Source organism: Planococcus sp. 107-1 (assembly GCF_021513255.1).
Classification (GTDB): domain Bacteria; phylum Bacillota; class Bacilli; order Bacillales_A; family Planococcaceae; genus Planococcus.
Genome location: NZ_CP090977.1, coordinates 872,018 through 890,847, shown reverse-complemented (window position 1 = coordinate 890,847; position 18,830 = coordinate 872,018). Strand labels below are relative to the sequence as shown.

At 43.4% G+C, this 18,830-nt stretch carries 10 protein-coding genes, 2 pseudogenes and 2 riboswitches; all 12 genes and pseudogenes read right to left on the bottom strand.

From position 1 onward, the window contains the following. Nucleotides 1–101 precede the first annotated feature (101 nt). The 12 genes and pseudogenes from L0M13_RS04740 to L0M13_RS04685 all read right to left on the bottom strand — a co-directional run bounded on the left by L0M13_RS04740 (nucleotide 102) and on the right by L0M13_RS04685 (nucleotide 18,760). A complete protein-coding gene (locus tag L0M13_RS04740; protein ID WP_235198563.1) occupies nucleotides 102–1,436 on the bottom strand; it encodes an NCS2 family permease in 1,335 nt (444 codons plus the stop codon). A 111-nt stretch (nucleotides 1,437–1,547) separates the two neighbouring features. Further along, nucleotides 1,548–1,649, bottom strand: a riboswitch (purine riboswitch). 116 nt (nucleotides 1,650–1,765) lie between these two features. Next, nucleotides 1,766–3,303 (bottom strand): annotated as a pseudogene (gene guaA / locus L0M13_RS04735) (glutamine-hydrolyzing GMP synthase). 127 nt (nucleotides 3,304–3,430) lie between these two features. Continuing rightward, a riboswitch (purine riboswitch) is annotated at nucleotides 3,431–3,532 on the bottom strand. 32 nt (nucleotides 3,533–3,564) lie between these two features. Next, complete coding sequence (locus L0M13_RS04730) at nucleotides 3,565–5,757, bottom strand: DUF4129 domain-containing transglutaminase family protein (protein ID WP_235198562.1); 2,193 nt, start codon at nucleotides 5,755–5,757, stop codon at nucleotides 3,565–3,567. Further along, nucleotides 5,754–6,968 carry a DUF58 domain-containing protein gene (locus L0M13_RS04725; RefSeq protein ID WP_235198561.1) on the bottom strand — a complete coding sequence of 405 codons (1,215 nt, stop codon included), beginning with the start codon at nucleotides 6,966–6,968 and terminating at the stop codon, nucleotides 5,754–5,756. The genes L0M13_RS04730 and L0M13_RS04725 overlap by 4 nt, the downstream gene beginning before the upstream one ends. After that, nucleotides 6,965–7,915, bottom strand: a complete 951-nt coding sequence (locus L0M13_RS04720) for an AAA family ATPase (protein WP_235198560.1) — start codon at nucleotides 7,913–7,915, stop codon at nucleotides 6,965–6,967. The genes L0M13_RS04725 and L0M13_RS04720 overlap by 4 nt, the downstream gene beginning before the upstream one ends. Nucleotides 7,916–8,075: 160 nt before the next feature. Continuing rightward, nucleotides 8,076–8,903, bottom strand: coding sequence for an NAD(+) synthase (gene nadE, locus L0M13_RS04715; protein ID WP_235198559.1), 828 nt, complete (start codon nucleotides 8,901–8,903; stop codon nucleotides 8,076–8,078). Between the two features lie 12 nt (nucleotides 8,904–8,915). Next, nucleotides 8,916–10,382, bottom strand: a pseudogene (locus L0M13_RS04710) (nicotinate phosphoribosyltransferase). 441 nt (nucleotides 10,383–10,823) lie between these two features. Beyond that, entirely contained in the window at nucleotides 10,824–12,551 is a 1,728-nt protein-coding gene (gene ilvD / locus L0M13_RS04705; RefSeq protein ID WP_235198558.1) for a dihydroxy-acid dehydratase, read from the bottom strand. Nucleotides 12,552–12,702: 151 nt separating this feature from the next. Further along, nucleotides 12,703–15,849, bottom strand: coding sequence for an EAL domain-containing protein (locus L0M13_RS04700; RefSeq protein WP_235198557.1), 3,147 nt, complete (start codon nucleotides 15,847–15,849; stop codon nucleotides 12,703–12,705). A gap of 163 nt (nucleotides 15,850–16,012) precedes the next feature. Then, a complete protein-coding gene (locus tag L0M13_RS04695; RefSeq protein WP_235198556.1) occupies nucleotides 16,013–16,171 on the bottom strand; it encodes a hypothetical protein in 159 nt (52 codons plus the stop codon). After that, nucleotides 16,171–17,406: a helix-turn-helix domain-containing protein gene (locus L0M13_RS04690; protein WP_235198555.1), complete on the bottom strand. Its 1,236-nt coding sequence runs from the start codon at nucleotides 17,404–17,406 to the stop codon at nucleotides 16,171–16,173. Before L0M13_RS04690 ends, L0M13_RS04695 begins: the two co-directional genes overlap by 1 nt. 91 nt (nucleotides 17,407–17,497) lie before the next feature. Then, the gene (locus L0M13_RS04685) at nucleotides 17,498–18,760 is read right to left on the bottom strand and encodes a S8 family peptidase (protein WP_235198554.1); all 1,263 of its coding nucleotides are present in this window, start codon (nucleotides 18,758–18,760) and stop codon (nucleotides 17,498–17,500) included. Nucleotides 18,761–18,830: the final 70 nt, after the last annotated feature.

Here is an 18,830-nt window from a genome sequence, read left to right as displayed (position 1 = left end):
AATCTCTTCTATAGTAATAACTAATTCTGCTTTTCTACTTCTCTTGAACAACTTCCTTCTATAATAATAAAAACCCGCCGATTGAATTCGGCGGGTTGAGTTTAAGCTAGGAAAATGAAGTAAAGAATAAAGATAACGAACAACCCATACATAATCGGATGGATCTGTTTGGCTTTTCCTGCAAAAATCATTGTGATCGGGTAGAAGATAAATCCAATTGCAATTCCTGTGGCAATGCTATAGCCGAGAGGCATGGAAATCATCGTCAAAAATGCCGGCACCGCAATTTCAAATCTTGTCCAATCGATTTTACCTAAAGCTGAAACCATTAAAACCCCTACGATAATTAAAGCAGGAGCCGTGACAGCACTCGTAATAACTTCTAAGAGGGGATAGAATAAAATCGAAATTAAAAACAATACCCCTGTCACTACAGCAGAAAATCCTGAACGGCCTCCTGCAGCAACACCGGAAGTCGATTCGATATATGAAGTGGTCGTGGAAGTTCCAAAAATAGCGCCGCTTACTGTCGCTACCGCATCTGCCATTAAAGCTTTACCTGCACGAGGCAATTTATTATCTTTCATTAATCCTGCTTGGTTGGCAACTGCCACTAGCGTTCCGGCTGTATCGAAAAAGTCGACAAACAAGAAAGTAAGAACAATTACCAGGAATTGAACTGTCATCAATGAACCTGGATCATTGAAAATCGGTTCCAATGCGACTCCGAACGTCGGCGCCATACTTGGAATTTCTCCAATAATCGCACTTGGCAATTCCACGATGCTGAAAATCATCCCGATTACAGCTGCAATTAACATTCCGAAAAATATTCCGCCGTTAATGCCGCGTACCATGAAGATGACTGTGATTACTAGACCGAAGATGGCCAACAAAGTTGAAGGCTGTGTTAAATCGCCTAATCCGACCAAAGTATCCGGATTGCCGACAATAATTCCGGCATTTTGAAACCCGATAAATGTAATGTAAAGCCCGATTCCTGCGCCCACTGCATATTTCAATTCAGCAGGTATTGCATTGATAATCATTTCACGCAAACCGGAAAGGGATAGAACAATAAAGATGAGTCCAGAAAATAAAACACCGGTTAAAGCTGTTTGCCACGGAATTCCATAAGTCAGAATAACTGTATAGGCAAAAAATGCATTTAAGCCCATACCCGGTGCTAGAGCGATTGGGTAACGTGCTAAAATTCCCATCATAAAGCAGCCAACTGCCGCAGCCAGAGCGGTCGCCATAAATACAGACCCATAATCCATATACATTTCTTCAGGAAGATCAGGTACCGAACTTAATGTGAGCGTTAATGGGTTGACCACCAAAATATATGCCATTGCCAAGAAAGTGGTCAATCCGCCAATTATTTCTTTACGGTAATTTGTCCCCAGTTCATCAAATTGAAAATAACTCTTCATCATTTTTCCTCCGCTTGTCGCCGCGATAATGCAAAAAAACACATACAGCAACTTGCCGTATGTGTTCGATTTATCTTTTTAAGCGTAAAACTTCCTTAAAAAGGTCCCTTACCATTTAAAGGACAAAATCGTAGTCGAGTCATTTACGGTAACTCGGTAGAAACTTTCGGGCCATATCCCCGACATTATACGACAACGTTATTTAATTACTTTTGTAATATATCATGATTGAACGTTCAAAACAATACCAAACACGAACATTTAATAAGAATAGATAAGTATAGTTCGTAAAAAAACCGAAATGCCTACTGGCACTCCGGTTTTTGTTTTTATTCCCACTCAATAGTTGCTGGTGGCTTAGAGGTAATGTCATAGAGAACGCGGTTGATATGCGAAACTTCGTTGACTAGGCGGACACTGATTTTCTCAAGTACATCCCAAGGGATGCGTGCCCAGTCTGAAGTCATGCCGTCAATTGATGTTACCGCACGGATGCCGATTGCGTAATCATACGTACGGGCATCACCCATAACGCCTACGCTGCGGATATCCGGAAGCACCGTAAAGTATTGCCAAACGTCGCGGTCAAGGCCAGCCTTGCTGATTTCATCGCGTAAAATCCAATCAGATTCACGGACAATTTCCAGCTTTTCTTCAGTGACTGCTCCCATGATCCGAATTCCAAGACCAGGTCCTGGGAAAGGTTGGCGCCATACGATTTCGTCAGGCATGCCAAGTTCCGTCCCTAGAACACGGACTTCGTCTTTGAACAATGTGTTCAATGGTTCGATCAATTTAAACTGCATATCTTCTGGCAGACCGCCCACATTGTGATGGGATTTGATCGTCTGGGCAGTTGTTGTGCCGCTTTCGATAATATCGGTATAGAGTGTGCCTTGAGCTAGGAAATCCATGCCTTCAAGTTTTGAAGCTTCGTCATCGAATACATAGATGAATTCATTGCCGATGATTTTGCGTTTTTTCTCTGGATCTGAAACGCCTTCGAGCTTTTTCATGAAGCGTTCGCGCGCATCGATTTTGATGACATTCATATTAAAGCCGTCTGCGAAAGTTTTCATGACGCTTTCTGCTTCGCCTTTGCGCAGCAAACCATGGTCAACAAACATACAAGTCAACTGATCGCCAATCGCTTTATGGATCAGAACTGCTACTACAGATGAATCGACGCCGCCGCTCAGTGCACAAAGAACTTTTTTGTCCCCTACTTCTTCGCGGATTTTTTCGATTTCCAATTCGATGTAGTTTTCCATCGACCAGTCAGCTGCCATCCGCAAACACCGAAGACGAATTGACGCAGCAATTCATTGCCATATACAGAGTGGCGAACTTCCGGGTGGAATTGTACGCCGTAGAATTTACGTGATTCGTCTGCCATCGAAGCGATTGGGCAGCTTGCACTAGTACCGATAACTTCAAACCCTGGAGGCGCAGCAGTTACCAAGTCGCCATGGCTCATCCATACAATTTGCTCTTCCGGCAAACCTTCGAAGACTTTGCTTTCCTTGATCAATTTAAGTTCGGCTTTGCCATATTCACGGTTTTGCGCTTTCTCGACTTTTCCGTCCAATTTCAATGCCATTAATTGCATACCATAGCAAATTCCTAAAATCGGAAGACCCATTTCAAAAATCGCTTCATCAATTGAAAAAGCATTCTTATCGTAAACTGAATTCGGTCCACCTGAGAAAATGATGCCTGTAGCATTCATTTCTTTGATTTCTTCAGCTGTAATTGTATGCGGATGCAACTCGCTGTAAACGCCAATTTCACGAATACGCCGTGTAATCAATTGGTTGTACTGGCTTCCAAAATCCAAAACCACTATTTTCTTTTGCTCTTTCAACATCGGACTTGCTGGCACACTCTTCACCTCTTCTATTCTTTTCAGGGCCTCAAAATGACAAAAGAACGCGAAAATGGACTCCTCGCGTTCTTTTGCTCTACATCAAAAAGGCGAATGCACATGTCTGAAAGCATGCGTCATCCACCTTCATAGTCAAGTCATTTCCGGAGACTTGGTAGAGACATCCGATCCATATCACCGGACATATATGAGGGCACTTGTAAATTATAATTTTCTCAATTGTACAAGCTAGCGCCCCCAAAATCAACCGCTTGTGCGATTGATTAAATTTTCCCAACTTTCTTTTAGCTCGTTCCAGTCAACGGATTCTGGATTTCCGCCGTAAACAGCTTGCTCATAAGCACGCGTTAAACGCGTCATATCACTTGTACCGAAAAATGAATCGATATAGGAAGCATAGGATTTTAAGGTCTGGCCTTCCCTTCTCTTAATTCCATATAATTCCAATTGTTTCAACAAACGCAAATATGCTTTTTCAAACGTTGATGCGCTTTCACCGCGATTGCGGTAATAAGGGATCAACACTTTCGGGAGCCATTTTTGGCGAATCTTATAGAGGATACCCGCTAAAACTAGAAGTCCGCCAAGAGCCCATAAAATTTTCGCCTTATTTTCATCCCAGATATCAGAAGCGCGATCCCAAAAGTCCGGACCATTAGCTTCTTCTCCTGCTCCTGCAGTGCTGTCATCCTCTTCTTCAATCGGATTTGGACGTTCAGGCTGTTCGCGTTCAACTGGATCCGAAGCATCCACCTCAACATCGAATTCAACTTCAGAAGAACCTGTAAATCCGATAGTCGGTTCAAAGAGCATCCAGCCTACTCCCGGCATATAAGCTTCCACCCAGGAATGGGCATTATTATTAGTGATTTGATAGATGTCTCGCGTCCCTTCCGTTTCCAGCAATTCACCTTCGTTAAATCCTTTTACCCATCTTGCAGGAATATCAAGAGAGCGTAAAAGCACTACCATGGAAGTTGAAAAGTTATCGCAATAACCTCTCTGTGTCTCAAATAGGAATTGGTCTACATAGTCCTGGCCATCTTCAGGGACCGGGATATCCTGTTGGCTGTATTCAAAGCTTCCATTGGAAAAATACCGCTCAACTGCTCTTGTTTTATCGTACACAGTCGTTGAAGTTGAAGTGATTTCAAGAGCCAAATCCCGGACTCGCTGCGGCAATTCATCCGGCAATTGCAAAAAGCGATCAAATGCAGCTGGCAATTCCGCCAGTTTCTCTGGTGCCGTGGCCCGGAGCGCCGTTAAACTGAAGGTAGGCTCGCTATAGCTGATTTCATAAACTTGAGGTTCAAAGACATTGCCCTGTTGAAATGTTTCGATTCGCTGATCAGCTGCATCGTATTGATAATTCGGTGCAGCGTCCATTAAAATCGATTCAGTTCCATATGGATATAAAACGAAAGGAAAATCTTGGTCCATTGATATTAAAGCATTATCCTCTTCTTCCGATTCGCCTGGGATAAAATCCGTTTTAATAAATTCCCCATTTTCATAAACTGCGACCTCTCCAACATTTTCAGTCAATTCCCATCCTTTCGACGTATAAATGTCTTTGGATTCGACTTTCCAATATTGGCCGTCATCCACCTCTGCTGTAAATACAGGTGAGCTGTCGCCGATGAATGATCCACCTAACTGGGAATCGTCTACTCCATAGCCGATCCGGCCAACAGAATTACCGCCAGTCCCACTGCCGGCCTGATTTGAAAATGACGTAATATACGGAACGGGATCCGGCCAAACCGGACCGGATTTCGGCAAGTACAAGGCAACAGCTGTCGTTCCAGCAATCGCTAAAAATAACGGAATGACAGAAGCGGCAATCTTATCGCCGCTCAACTCAATATGATGGCGTTCAGTCCATCTTGCTAAATGCAGCAAGCCCGCAAGAAGCAAGCCGATCACCATAATGCGGATAATGGCGGTATTCCCTGTATAAGGGCTGAACGTATCCAATACTGCGATGAACAGAACCGTCAAAAAATAAAACAAGAAAATGCTTAGACGGAAGCTGACCCAATAATGAATCAAATAGACAGCCATCCACAGCAACGCGAAAAACAGGACGGTCCTAAAGATATCTGTAGTCTGTGCCCAGTTCTGTGAAAATAAGGCTTCCATATTCACTTGCAGGTCCGCCCAGACAAAAACCATTGCATCTTTCGAAAAGAAGAACGAATCCGTGTAGACATGGACAATAAACCAAAGAATATAAAGCAATTTAACAGGCCCGGATATTATCCACGGCACTTTAAACAATGCCATTAACAGACCTAACACAATAAACACCAGAAACAGCGTTTTATGTCCCGTCGATGTCAATGTCATTACCGGAGTCAGCCATTCTGCAAGAAGAAAAAAGACCAGCACATATAAACAAGCCATAAACCAAGTGTTTTTACGAATGGCGCTCATTTTTCGCTCCCTCCTGTAAATACGGAAGTAAAGTTTTCTGGACTTAACCGTTTGACGAGAAATCCTTTTGATCTCGCATATTGATAAGTCATTTCATCTTCTGATGTGAACTTCTCGCCTTTTACAGCCACCACCAAAAACATGCAGGTATTCAGCTGTTTGACATTGCGCTGAATTGTTTTTACCATTTCCATCGTTAACTGGCTTGTTACGTACAGCAGACTGGATGCATGGATTTCCTGCAATTCCCGGTTCACCGCTTGTTCAACAGGAATTTCAAGATCCGGCTGAACTTTTGCCAAATGATACATCACCCGCTGCAGCTGCTCTTCGGTTTGGATAACCGGGAAATAGTTTTTCGTTTCTCCTATAGATAGGTAAGCCAAACTTGAATTGGCTCCAATAATTGATTTGATGATAGAAGCGATCAATTCTACTTGGATTTCAAATTTATCTGAAGGCGCACGGTCATCCATTAAAAACAGGTCCTGCGACTGGCGGTCTTCAAACTCTTTCGTCCGCATCGTCTGCGTCCGGGCAAAAGATTTCCAATGAATCCAGGAGACCCGGTCCCCCGGATGATAATCCCTGATCCCGGTCGCCATCGTCGTATCCTTCACTAGCGTAAAAGGAGCTGCCATGCTTCCGTGATCGTATTTAGCCTCCATTGGCCGGTAAGCGAGTTCCACAGTATTTGGATACACAAGCACTTTCTGCTGCAACGGCAGGAGCCGGGTTTTCCTGACCCAGCCAAAAAAATCGGCGATCTCGACTTGAATGCCTTCCAATACGTGTTCACCACGCGGCATATCTGAAATTTCATACGACCATGAATACGATTTCCTAAAACCAGGCACAAGCATTTTCTGATAGCTTCCATCTGCCCGATCTTTCAATAAAGGTGAATCGGTCTTCTCAGACATGACCATATAGAGTAAAGGAAAGCGGAATTTTCTTTGGACATGGATCGTCGCTGAGAAGTTTCCGCCTTTCCTGATTTGAGCCGTATGGATTTCTCTCGAAAGCTGGATATCCTGGATCGGATAAAAGCTCATCAATAAGGAATACAATAAGAACGGCAATGTCATATAAAAAATGAACCAGCTGACAAAACCGCCTTGGAACATCGCAAACGAAAAAGTGAAAATCAGGATCAGAATAATGAAAAGCAGTCTTCCCCATAAATTCACGAAGCTCGGCAAGCGCTTCATTGGCCAACAAGCCTTTGCACAGGCACTCTGGTTTTCGCTAATATCCGGTCGGTAATTTCTTCGGCAGTAATGCCGTCGTACCGTGCTTCAGAGCGGAGCATGATGCGATGGCCAAAAACAGATTTCGCTAAATATTGCACATCGTCCGGAGTCACGTAATTTCTCCCCTTCAGCATGGCATAAGCTTGGGAAGCTTTCATCAACGCAATCGACCCTCGCGGGCTTACCCCTAAATAGACATAAGGATCAATGCGGGTCTGGCGCGAAAGATCCACAATATAGCTTTTAATCGAATCTTCCACTTTGATTTTTTTCGCTTCTTCTTGAAGTTGCAATAATTCTTCCAATGAAATGACAGCTTCAAGTTCGTCTATCGGCACCGATAATTGCGAGCGGCTCAACACTTCCACTTCTTCTTTCGAACTTGGGTAGCCCATTTTCACTTTCAGCAAAAAGCGGTCAAGCTGAGCTTCCGGCAACGGATAGGTTCCTTCGTATTCAATCGGGTTTTGAGTCGCCATGACGAAAAAGGGTTTGGGAATTGTCATCGTAACACCATCAATTGTGACAGAAGCTTCTTCCATCGCTTCCAGCAAAGAGGATTGTGTCTTCGGGGAAGTTCGGTTAATCTCATCCGCAAGAACAATATTGCCCATAATCGGCCCTGGCCGGAAATGGAACTCCATATCTTTCGGATTATAAATGGAAACACCGATTACATCTGACGGCAGAAGGTCCGGTGTAAATTGAATTCGTTTAAAATCTGCGCCGACTGATTTAGCAAGCGCTCTTACCAACATGGTTTTTCCGACTCCTGGGACATCTTCTAACAGGACATGTCCGTGTGAAAGCATAGCAACGATGCTGAGTTCGGCAATATTCCGTTTACCGATTATTACTTTTTCTATGTTATCAATCACTGCATTTAATCGATCCTTAGCATCCATGCTCATTGCCCCCAATGTATAATAAATAAAATTTAAAATTATCTAAAACTTATCATAAGCATAACGAATTTATAGGAAATTCTCAACTCTGCTTCCTCTCACTCAGGTCTTTTTCCGCAAATAAAAACAGAGCCTTTTAACAGGCTCTGTTCATTTCGGTTTATTTCCAGAAATCGTCGAATACTGTAATCGGCAAATGGCGCTTATGTTGCGTGCGAAGGTAGTAGCCTTCCAGTTTTTCACGCGCATCTTCCGGAATCTTTTTGCCTTCCAAATAATCATCAATCATCTCATAAGTGAGGCCAAGAGCCACTTCATCCGGTATAGCCGGTTTGTCTTCTTCCAAATCGGCAGTCGGAATTTTCGTGTACAAATGCTCAGGAGCATCCAGCTCTTTTAATAACGCACGGCCTTGGCGCTTATTCAAACGGAATAATGGCGTCACGTCCGCCGCCCCGTCCCCGAACTTCGTATAGAACCCAGTTATCGCTTCTGCTGCATGATCGGTTCCAAGAACAACCGCATTTTGCATAGCTGCCACTGAAAATTGCACTTTCATTCGCTCGCGGGCTTTTTCATTGCCTTTAGCAAAATCCGTCAGGAGGATGCCGGCATCCTCCAACGCTTTTCTACTGGCATCTACTGCTGCTTTAATATTCACTGTGTATACTTTTGTCGGTTTGATAAAATCGATTGCATCTTTTGCATCGTGTTCATCAAATTGTTCGCCGTACGGAAGACGGACCGCATAAAAGCCATATTTTTCTTCTCCGCTTTCAGCGTTCAATTCATCTACAGCCATTTGGGCCAATTTGCCGGCTAACGTCGAGTCTTGCCCTCCAGAAATACCGAGTACATATCCCTTCAAAAATGGATGCTTCACCAAGTATTCTTTCAGAAAAGCAATGGTCCGGCTAATTTCTTCTTTCGGATCAATGCTTGGCTGAACTTTAAGTTCTTCAATTATCGTTTGCTGTAATGTCGACATTTGAAATCCCCCTTATTTGCTGGTCATTTGTTGGATAGAGTCTTTTACTTCTTGGATATTGCGTATTTTATTGTCCCAACACTTCTGGCTGAGATCGACCGGATATTCTTCCGGATTCAATGAACGCTTGTATTCATCCCATAATAAATCCATATTGCGGATTGCATACGCCTGGATTTCTTCTAATGGAGGATTTTTGTAAATAAGTTCTCCGTCTTTGATGACTTGTTGATGGATATTGATGGCATCAAAATTGCTGACAAATTTGGATACATACGTATGGACAGGATGGAACATTTTCAAATGATCTTCAGCAGCCGGATTTTCATCCTGCATCGTGATGTAATCCCCTTCTGATTTACCATTTTCCCTATCGATGATGCGGTAAACGTTTTTGAGGCCTGGAGTTGTCACTTTTTCAGCGTTCCCGGAAATTTTAATGGTGTCTTCCATCTCGCCATGGTCGTTTTCAATTGCGACCAATTTGTAGACAGCTCCAAGAGCCGGCTGGTCGTATGCCGTAATCAGCTTGGTCCCGATTCCCCATGCATCTACGCGCGCCTTGCGCTTTTAAGTTAAGGATCGTGTATTCATCCAGGTCATTAGACACGACAATTTGGGCATCCGTGAAACCTGCTTCATCCAGCATTTTCCGGGCTTCTTTCGACAAGAAAGCAATATCTCCACTGTCCAGTCGGATTCCTTGGAAATTAATCTTATCGCCCAATTCTTTTGCTACGCGGATAGCTGTCGGAAGACCCGATTTCAATGTATCGTATGTGTCGACTAGGAAAACACAGTCTTTGTGCCGTTTCGCGTAAGAATGGAAAGCTTCATATTCATCTTTATAAGCTTGAACAAGAGAGTGCGCATGCGTGCCGGCTACAGGGATGCCGAACATTTTCCCAGCACGGACATTGCTTGTGGCTTCAAGGCCGCCGATATAGGCAGCCCGTGTTCCCCATACAGCCGCATCCATCTCTTGTGCACGTCTTGTTCCAAACTCCATGACCGCTCATCTTTGACAATTTGCTTAATGCGGCTCGCTTTTGTCGCAATCAAAGTTTGATAGTTCACAATATTTAACAGAGCCGTTTCAATCAGTTGAGCTTCAACTAAAGGCGCTTCGATGCGAAGAAGCGGTTCGTTTTGGAAGACCAATTCCCCTTCTACTACGGAATAGATGTCTCCTGTAAACCGGACTGTCTTCAAATAAGCCAAGAAATCGTCTCCATAGCCAACCTCTTCTTTTAAATAGGCAAGGTCGCTGTCTGTAAAACGGAATTCTTTCAAATAATCAAGAATACGCTCTAACCCAGCAAAGATCGCGTAGCCATTGCCAAAAGGCAGCTTCCGGAAAAACAATTCAAATACCGCTTTCCGTTCATGCATGCCATCTGCCCAATAAGCTTCGGACATATTGATCTGGTATAAATCTGTATGTAGCGTTAAACTGTCATCTGAATATTTTCTTTCCATTTGAATCTCCTTCTTCCGCAAGTCATTAGTTTCAAGTTAATTTCTATAATTATACCCTAATAGACTCATTTCAAATAAGAAAAACATAAATAATCGATTTAATTGACATTAGTCATAGCTTATGAGATACTTAATCAGTTAACAGCGAGGTAACTGAAAAATTTTGATAATCTGGCATTCTACAGTAATGTTTTTGATAATACTTATTCACACTGGCGCGATTTAAGGATCGCAAGGACGTAAAAGAAGGTAGGGTTTACGTTGCTTAAGTTAGAAAGCCACCAGTGGAACAATGACCGCGGCACAGAAAGTTAATCCTTTCAATGGAAATGATTCCCCGTTTATCGGGTTGAAAAATTGAAATCAAATATTAGTTAATGTTACCTTTAAAAATCAAAGGGATGTCCTCTAACGAGGACATCCCTTTTCCAATGCTTGCATTTACTTGTTTTTGCCGGCTGACTCCAGTACATACGAATCTTCCTGGCGGTTTAAATAATCCGTCACTGCGCCTCGTGAAGAACACGAAACATTGTGCGCATATTTTCCAAGAACGCCTTTTTTATAGAGCGGCGGTGCTACCCATGCTTTGCGGCGCGCTTCCAGCTCTTCGTCTGACACAGCCATGGTAATCTCCTGCTTGATGGAGTCGACTGTCACGATATCTCCTTCTTTCAACAACGCAATCGGTCCACCCACTTGGGCTTCTGGCGCAATATGCCCAACGACCAATCCGTGCGTTCCTCCAGAAAAGCGTCCGTCCGTCAATAAAGCAACCGATTCATCCATGCCTTTTCCGACAAGAATAGCGGATATTGATAACATTTCCGGCATCCCCGGACCGCCTTTTGGCCCTACATAACGGATAACGAGTACATCTCCTTCATTGATTTCGTTTGCCATTACGGCAGCCGTCGCTTCTTTTTCTGTATCAAAAACGCGAGCAGGACCGGTATGCACTTTCACTTTAACGCCAGACAGTTTAGCAACTGCGCCTCTTGGGGAAAGATTTCCTTTTAATACGACCAATGGACCGTCAGCACGCTTCGGCTTCTCAAACGGTACAATGACTTCCTGCCCCTCGATCAAGCCCGGAGCTTCAGCTAAGTTTTCTGCCAAGGTCTTTCCAGTCACTGTCATACAATCTCCGTGCAAATAACCTTTTTCCAGCAATAGTTTCATAACCGCTTGGACCCCGCCGACTTTATGCAGATCTTCCATGACAAATCGTCCGCTCGGCTTCAAATCTGCAATATGCGGCACTTGCTTTTGCAATCGGTTGAAGTCATCAATCGTCAGATCCACTTCAATCGCATGGGCAATCGCCAATAAATGAAGGATGGCATTGGTCGATCCCCCAAGGGCCATAACAACGGTAATCGCATTTTCAAATGCTTCTTTTGTCATGATGTCTTTCGGATAAACACCAAGTTCCAGCAAATTGTAGACGGCTTTTCCTGCCGCTTCACAGTCTGCTGCTTTCAAATCATTTTCAGCTGGATTCGAAGAGCTTCCTGGCAAGCTCATCCCCATTGCTTCCGCAGCCGATGCCATCGTGTTGGCCGTATACATGCCGCCGCATGAACCAGCGCCTGGGCACGCCGCACATTCGATGCCGCGCAAAGTATCATCCGAAATGTCGCCATTATTATGCTGGCCGACGCCTTCGAACACAGATACGATATCAATGTCTCCACCGTTATGTTTGCCTGGTGCAATGGTGCCTCCGTAGACAAATACGGCCGGCACTTCAGAATTGGCAATGGCAATCAAGCAGCCGGGAATGTTTTTATCGCATCCGCCGATTGCCACTAAGCCATCCAAGTTTTCTGCTCCAACCACTGTTTCAATCGAATCCGCGATAACGTCGCGGCTTGGCAATGAATAGCGCATCCCATCTGTTCCCATGGAAATGCCATCTGAAACGGTGATGGTATTAAAGATAAACGGAACACCGCCTGCTTCTCTCGCCCCTTTTTTCGCACTCACTGCTAAATCATGAATATGTATATTGCACGGAGTCACTTCACTCCACGTACTTGCAATCCCGATCATCGGTTTTTGGAAATCTTCATCGGTCACTCCGACAGAACGAAGCATGGCCCGGTTTGGCGCTTTCATAGCGCCCTCGCTGAATACTTTACTCTTGATGCGCAAATCTTTTTTCATAGAACATCTATCCTTTCTTTTTACTCATTATAGATCAATTTTTAAACAATTCAATGAATTAAAAATTTTTATTCAGTTAAATGAATATTTTGTCATAGAATATTCAAACTTTCGTCAGTAAAAAAAGCCCCAGCAAATGCTGGGACTTTCTTTAGTGGGCCACGTTTTCCCACATATTTTCTAGTGCGAGCGGCGGGCACGGACGGCTATAGTAGTAGCCTTGCCCGATTACATCAAAATTCCGCAGCAACTCCACTTGATCTTCTTTTTCGATTCCTTCCACAACCACAAGCGTATGGAGCCCTTTTCCTACCTCAATAATAGCTTTAAGAATTGAAAGGTTTCTTGGATTGACGAGTATATCATCAATCAATGATTTATCGATCTTTAAAGTATCGATTTCAATATTTTTGATGACTGTCAAAGAAGAATAGCCGGCGCCAAAATCATCAATTGCGATTTTTATGCCCAATCCCCGCAGCCCTCTAATAACTTTGGATGATTCTTCGATATTCATCATGACACTTTCGGTGATTTCAATTTCCAAATACGCTGGATCGATTTGGTAGGCTGCTAAAATCGCTTCCACTTTCCGATTAAATTGAGAGTCCCGGAATTGGCGTGCAGAGACATTCACAGACACTTTCACTTTTGGTTTTCCGCTCTTTTCCCATTCGCAGATTTGACGGCAGGCCTCTTCTAAAACCCACTCCCCAATCGGCAGAATCAGCCCTGTTTCTTCCGCAATGGGGATGAACTCAGCAGGAGACACCGTACCAATGGATGGATTCCAGCGCAGCAAGGCCTCAAGCCCCACCATCTTCTCCGTCCGCAAATCGACTTGCGGCTGATAATAAAGCTGGAATTCATTTTTTTCAATGGCTTTTCGCAGCGCATTTTCCACCTCGAATTTCCGGCTGACCTTTTGGTTTAGATCTTCCGTGAAAAACTGATAATTGTTCTTGCCTTTTTCTTTTGCTGAATACAACGCAAAATCCGCTTCACGGATTAGGGTTTCTTCATTGTTCGTGCATTTGTCCTGCATGCTGATGCCAACACTGATCGTCACGATCATTTCATGGTCTAACAATTCTACCGGCTGTTCCATGACTTGAAAGATTTTCTTCGCCAAGCGGATCATGTAGGCTTCTGTCACATTTTCAAAAGCGATGATAAACTCATCCCCGCCGTGGCGCGATAAGCGGTCAGTCGGACGCAAGCAGGATTTAATCCGCTCAGACACTTTTTTCAGGAAAAGATCGCCCCCCTGGTGCCCCAAAAGGTCATTCACGCCTTTAAAGTCATCAAAGTCGATCAGCATAACCGCCAGAGAACGATCGTACTGTCTGGCTCTTGCAGCGATGGCCGACAGATTTTCATAAAACCAATGGCGATTCGGCAAACCGGTTAATTGATCGGTAAAAGCCAAGTCATTCATTCTCATTTCAAGCTGCTTTTTTTCGGAAACGTTTCGGGTAATTGAAAACATTCCGTCCACCTGTCCTTGTTTACGGATCGGCACAACATTTAAATCCACTTGCAGTTCATTTTTTTCTTTATCTATCAATTTTTGTTCAGCTTGAAGGGCTTTGCCTTGTTTGGCTAATTCAAAAACTTCTTTTACACGTGCAGTCTTTTCGACGATCAACTCGGTGAAAGGCATATCCCGTAATTCTTTCTGGGTAAAACCGGTAAGCTCTTCCCCTCGCTTGTTGACATTTTTAAACGAACCGTCGAGAGCGATTTCAAAAACTGCATCTAAATTATTTTCAAATAGAGAGCGGTATTTCTCTTCGTTCTCCTCCATCAATCGCAGCGCTTCTTTTTCTTTCGTGATATTTTTGGCAATGCCGTAGACGCCAATAATTTCGCCGTCAATTTTAATAGGTAAATTTGTAATGTGGAGATATACCCATTCCCCATTTTTCCGGATGCATTGCAATTCGTAATTCTGCGGTATCCCCAGCAAAGCTTGTTCAAAATGCATTTTGGTTTCCTCTAGATAAGGCGGAGCTACAATCGGATGAAAAGTAGCGCCGATAAACTCTTCTTTTGTATAGCCGGTAAGATCCATTATGGCGTTATTGACATTCAACATTCGGCCCTCAGGATCCATTGAAAAAACGCCGTCAGGATTGTATGCAAACAACGATTGATAGCGCTGTTCACTTGCTTCAAGCTCCAAACGGATTTTCTTTTCCAACGTAATATCTCGGAGAATCAATTGGATGGCCGGCTTACCTTCGAATTTCATTTGGGCGCCTGTCACTTCGACATCGATCAACGAGCCATCAGGCTTAATGAATTGCTGCTCGATGGGTGCAGCATTGCCTCCCTGCATCATATGATGGATCCGTTCTTTGACAATCGGTTGAAAAGAAGCCGGTACAAAATCTAAAATCGACTTCCCTAAAACAAGCTCTTTGTTTTCCACACCGACCATCTTCAAGCAAGCTTCATTCACAAAAATCAATTTCCCTTGGCTATGCACAATAATAGGTTCTGGAGACAATTCAACCAGTTTCCGGAACCGGTTTTCGCTTTCCTTATTTTCCTCGATCAAACGGTTCTCTACCACGATCTTCCGGTAATCGGCATACGCAAACAGCATCGCCAGCACAACCAGCGCAGCGGATAGAGCAAAAATCGAGTTCATTATCTCCATTTCTGAAATCCAGAAAGGCCCCGCTGCAGAAAAATGCACACCAACGATATTGGCATTCATCGCTGTGTAATGCATGAAGGAAATAGCCAAGCCAAGTAAAACCGCGCTCATCACTTTTCGGCTGAGCGATTTATTCAGCCGCTTGAAATTCATGAAAATTTTAATCGCCGCTGTTGAAAAAAGAAAGGCGACGGCAACGGATAAGACGAAAAATCCCAAATTCAACCGGCTGGTTTCGTCACCTTGTACGGCAGCCATTGCGATGTAATGGCCTAAAATGATGCCGATCCCTAACATTAAGCCACTGAAAATCATATTAACTTTTGTAGTCTTGCCGTTATACAAAACTTGAAAAGCGATGAACGACGCCAAAATGGATATTGCTAATGACGCCAATAATAACAGCGCATGGTAAGAGATGCCCGCTTCTCCGTAGAAATGGAAAGCCGACATCCCGATTAAATGCATGGTGAAGATGCCGAGGCCCATAAATACACTGGCAGCGGAAACAAAAATTTGGCGCTTTCCTTTCGCAACATCGGCCAGTTTCCCAATTAAAACAAGCAAAATATAGGAAGAAAAAATTGCTATAAATACAGATAATATAATCAAAAACGGACTAAACGATGCCATTAAAATTTCCCAGCTCCTACATGTTTCTTATGAATCTTGATAATTATACCTTAAAAATTATAGATATTAATGCTATACCCATTAAATTAGGTAATTAGGCTTTTAAAACTTCTACAAAAAAATAAGGCTCCCACCATAATTGGCGGGAGCCTTATTTTTCTTTTTAAAGCGGCGGCAAGATATGCGGCGCCGAAAGCGGATTAACTTGTACATCGGCTTGTGGAGCTGCCGTGAGAGCTTCTCCAAATGCAGGCGACACGGCCAAGGCACCGATAAATCCCGCAACTGCAATTGCCGTTATAAGTTTTTTTGTAAACTTCATTAAACTTCACCAGCCTTTCGTTCTTCATAGGAGCGGTAGAAATTGGCTTTTTCCCAATCTTTCTTTTGCTCGTAGAAAATTTTCAATTCAGTTGCTACTTTTTTACCTTCTTTTATATAACCATTTTTTCTGAAAAATGGGAACATTTTTTCTTCACAATAGGCAATAAGGTCTGGTTGGGAAAACATTCGCTTCTCGAAATAGTTTTCGTAAATAAGGAAGTATTCATCTTCTGTTTCACGCGTAAGCAATTTTAATTCCCTTAAAAGGCTTTCGTCTTTTTGATTCATCTCTACTGTCGCCTCAATCATGCTGATCAACACAGCTTTATAAATATAGGAATCATCCGGCAAACTCACTTTCAATTCTGCCAGCAATTCAAATGCTTGGTCATAGTCTTTTTTCTGCTTAAATAACTCGGCTAAATTATAAAGGGTTTGGTAATAAAGATCTTTTTGCCCCATTAAATGGGCATTGCGTTTTAACACTTCGTACAATCCGCTCGCCTGAACGAGCAAATTTCTGCGTGTGTAATTGATAGCCAGCAAGAGCTGTGCATGCAGCAGCCGAATATAGTTGTGGTGAAGCTGATAATATTGGACCGCCATTTCCGCATAATATGCCGACAGTTCAAACCGGTCGAACAAAATTAGAAGACGCGCTTTCTGGTAATAGTACTCGCCTTCAAATTTCTGCGGAATGCTCTGGATCCCCTGTTCCAGCTGTTCAAGAAACCCGAGCGCTTTCTCTGTTTTATTGAGCATGGTGTAATAGATAGAAAGGAAAAATTGATGCAGCCATTTTTCAGGCGCAGTAAAGGACCCTTTCATGCGGTCAATCAATTCTTTTTGCTGTTCAGCTTGTACATGGTCATTTTCATAAATATAAAAACGGAATTTATACAATTCATATTGGTTCACGAGTTCAGAAGACTGAATGTAATCATTCTCCTTTTCAAGCTGTTTATACTGTTTCCGCATATGCTCCAGATCATAAAATAGGGAACAATCGATGAATTCCCCAATTTGGCGCTCCAAGCGCTTATGCCGGTGCATTTCTTTTTCCCATTGAACGCCCATCTTTGCCATCAGCGCTTCAATCGTCGATTCATGAGGGACGTATGTATTTGATTCTATTTTGCTTAAATGCGAAATTGAGCAAATGCCATCAGCCAATTGGGCTTGTGTTAATTGATATTTTGTCCGGTAATATTTGATGACAGATCCAATGTTCATAATTCCACCCTTTTTTGTCAGAATAATAAAATAGTAACATAAAAAAGGGGCTCCAGCATAAACTGGAACCCCTTGTTATTCTTTTTAGCCTTTAGCGAACGCGTGCAAATCCGAAGCCGGATGCATAGTCGTCTCCGTAGCCAGCCCCTGAACCAGAAAGGATGTCATAATTTCTTGCACGGTTCTGAAGATCTTTGCGAATCGTTGCATTGCTTGCAGAAGGATTGCTTGCCCAAATTTTCGCTGCCAGTCCTGCTACATGCGGTGAAGCCATTGACGTTCCAGAAATAGTTGAGTAGCCGCCGTTATACCAAGTCGAGTAAATCGAAGCTCCGGGAGCTGATACTTCAACATCGCCTTTTTGGATGACGTAGTCGCCATCAGTCGAGCTGTAGCCTCTAGAAGAAAAATCAGCTACCCGGTAAGAACCGTTTTGGATGACATTTTCTAACGCTGCTACTGCTACCGCATTTGGCAATGCACCTGGGTAGCCGATTGAACCTTGAGACGGACCAGAATTTCCTGCAGCTGCTATGATCAATACACCTTTACTGTATGCATAGTTCACTGCATTTGTGATCAGGCTGCTTTCACCTGAAGATCCCAGTGACATATTGATGACCACTTTCGTTTTCAATGAAGATGCTTGGTCAGCTGCGTGGCGGATAGCTGCTGCAATGTCATCAGACGAGCCAGAACCGTTATCGCCTAATACTTTATAAGCCCACAGGTCCGCATCCGGTGCAACTCCGTATACGCCTGAACCAGTACCGCCATCAGCAAGTGCTGAACCTGCTACATGTGTACCATGACCTTGGCGATCGGTGCATGAACCATTGACAATGCTTGCGCTTGTCGTAAAGTCTTTGCATTGCTCCACGTTGTTTTTCAGGTCCGGGTGATTAACGTTTACGCCTGTATCCAAGACCGCTACATTAATCCCGGCACCGCCCGAAGAACGGGTCAATGAACTGTCATTATAGATGGCTTTTATGCCCCAAGGCGTTGATTGCGAAGCAGCCATTGCTTGATAAACCGCTTCTGGTTTAGAGGAGCTTTTCTCAATCGTAAATTCCGGCACCTTTTCAATTTCTATGTTTTTGTTCTTTTGCAGCGCTTCATATTGTTTTTGGTTCATGTCGACGGTGAATCCTTCACTTGCAAAATCCCACTTAACACCGTATTTCGATTTTGCATTTTGAAGGTCCTTGTTGTTTTGCGAATCAATTAAGACACGGAATGTATCATTGCCTTTTTGATCCACTGCATCTCCGTTCGCGCTTACGCCCATTGCGGGTACAAGCAATGTTGCTGATAACATGATACTCGTCAATAACTTACCTGATTTCTTCATCGTCCAATCCCCTTTACCATTCAATTTGTTGGGCATTTGAGCTTTTACGGCGTCCCGCTTAGGCTGCTTG

Bases quoted from the DNA above. Each gene is read 5' to 3' on its own strand.
- L0M13_RS04740 (WP_235198563.1), bottom strand. From the start codon at position 1,436: ATGAAGAGTTATTTTCAATTTGATGAACTGGGGACAAATTACCGTAAA.
- L0M13_RS04730 (WP_235198562.1), bottom strand. From the start codon at position 5,757: ATGAGCGCCATTCGTAAAAACACTTGGTTTATGGCTTGTTTATATGTG.
- L0M13_RS04725 (WP_235198561.1), bottom strand. From the start codon at position 6,968: ATGAAGCGCTTGCCGAGCTTCGTGAATTTATGGGGAAGACTGCTTTTC.
- L0M13_RS04720 (WP_235198560.1), bottom strand. From the start codon at position 7,915: ATGGATGCTAAGGATCGATTAAATGCAGTGATTGATAACATAGAAAAA.
- nadE (WP_235198559.1), bottom strand. From the start codon at position 8,903: ATGTCGACATTACAGCAAACGATAATTGAAGAACTTAAAGTTCAGCCA.
- ilvD (WP_235198558.1), bottom strand. From the start codon at position 12,551: ATGAAAAAAGATTTGCGCATCAAGAGTAAAGTATTCAGCGAGGGCGCT.
- L0M13_RS04700 (WP_235198557.1), bottom strand. From the start codon at position 15,849: ATGGCATCGTTTAGTCCGTTTTTGATTATATTATCTGTATTTATAGCA.
- L0M13_RS04695 (WP_235198556.1), bottom strand. From the start codon at position 16,171: ATGAAGTTTACAAAAAAACTTATAACGGCAATTGCAGTTGCGGGATTT.
- L0M13_RS04690 (WP_235198555.1), bottom strand. From the start codon at position 17,406: ATGAACATTGGATCTGTCATCAAATATTACCGGACAAAATATCAATTA.
- L0M13_RS04685 (WP_235198554.1), bottom strand. From the start codon at position 18,760: ATGAAGAAATCAGGTAAGTTATTGACGAGTATCATGTTATCAGCAACA.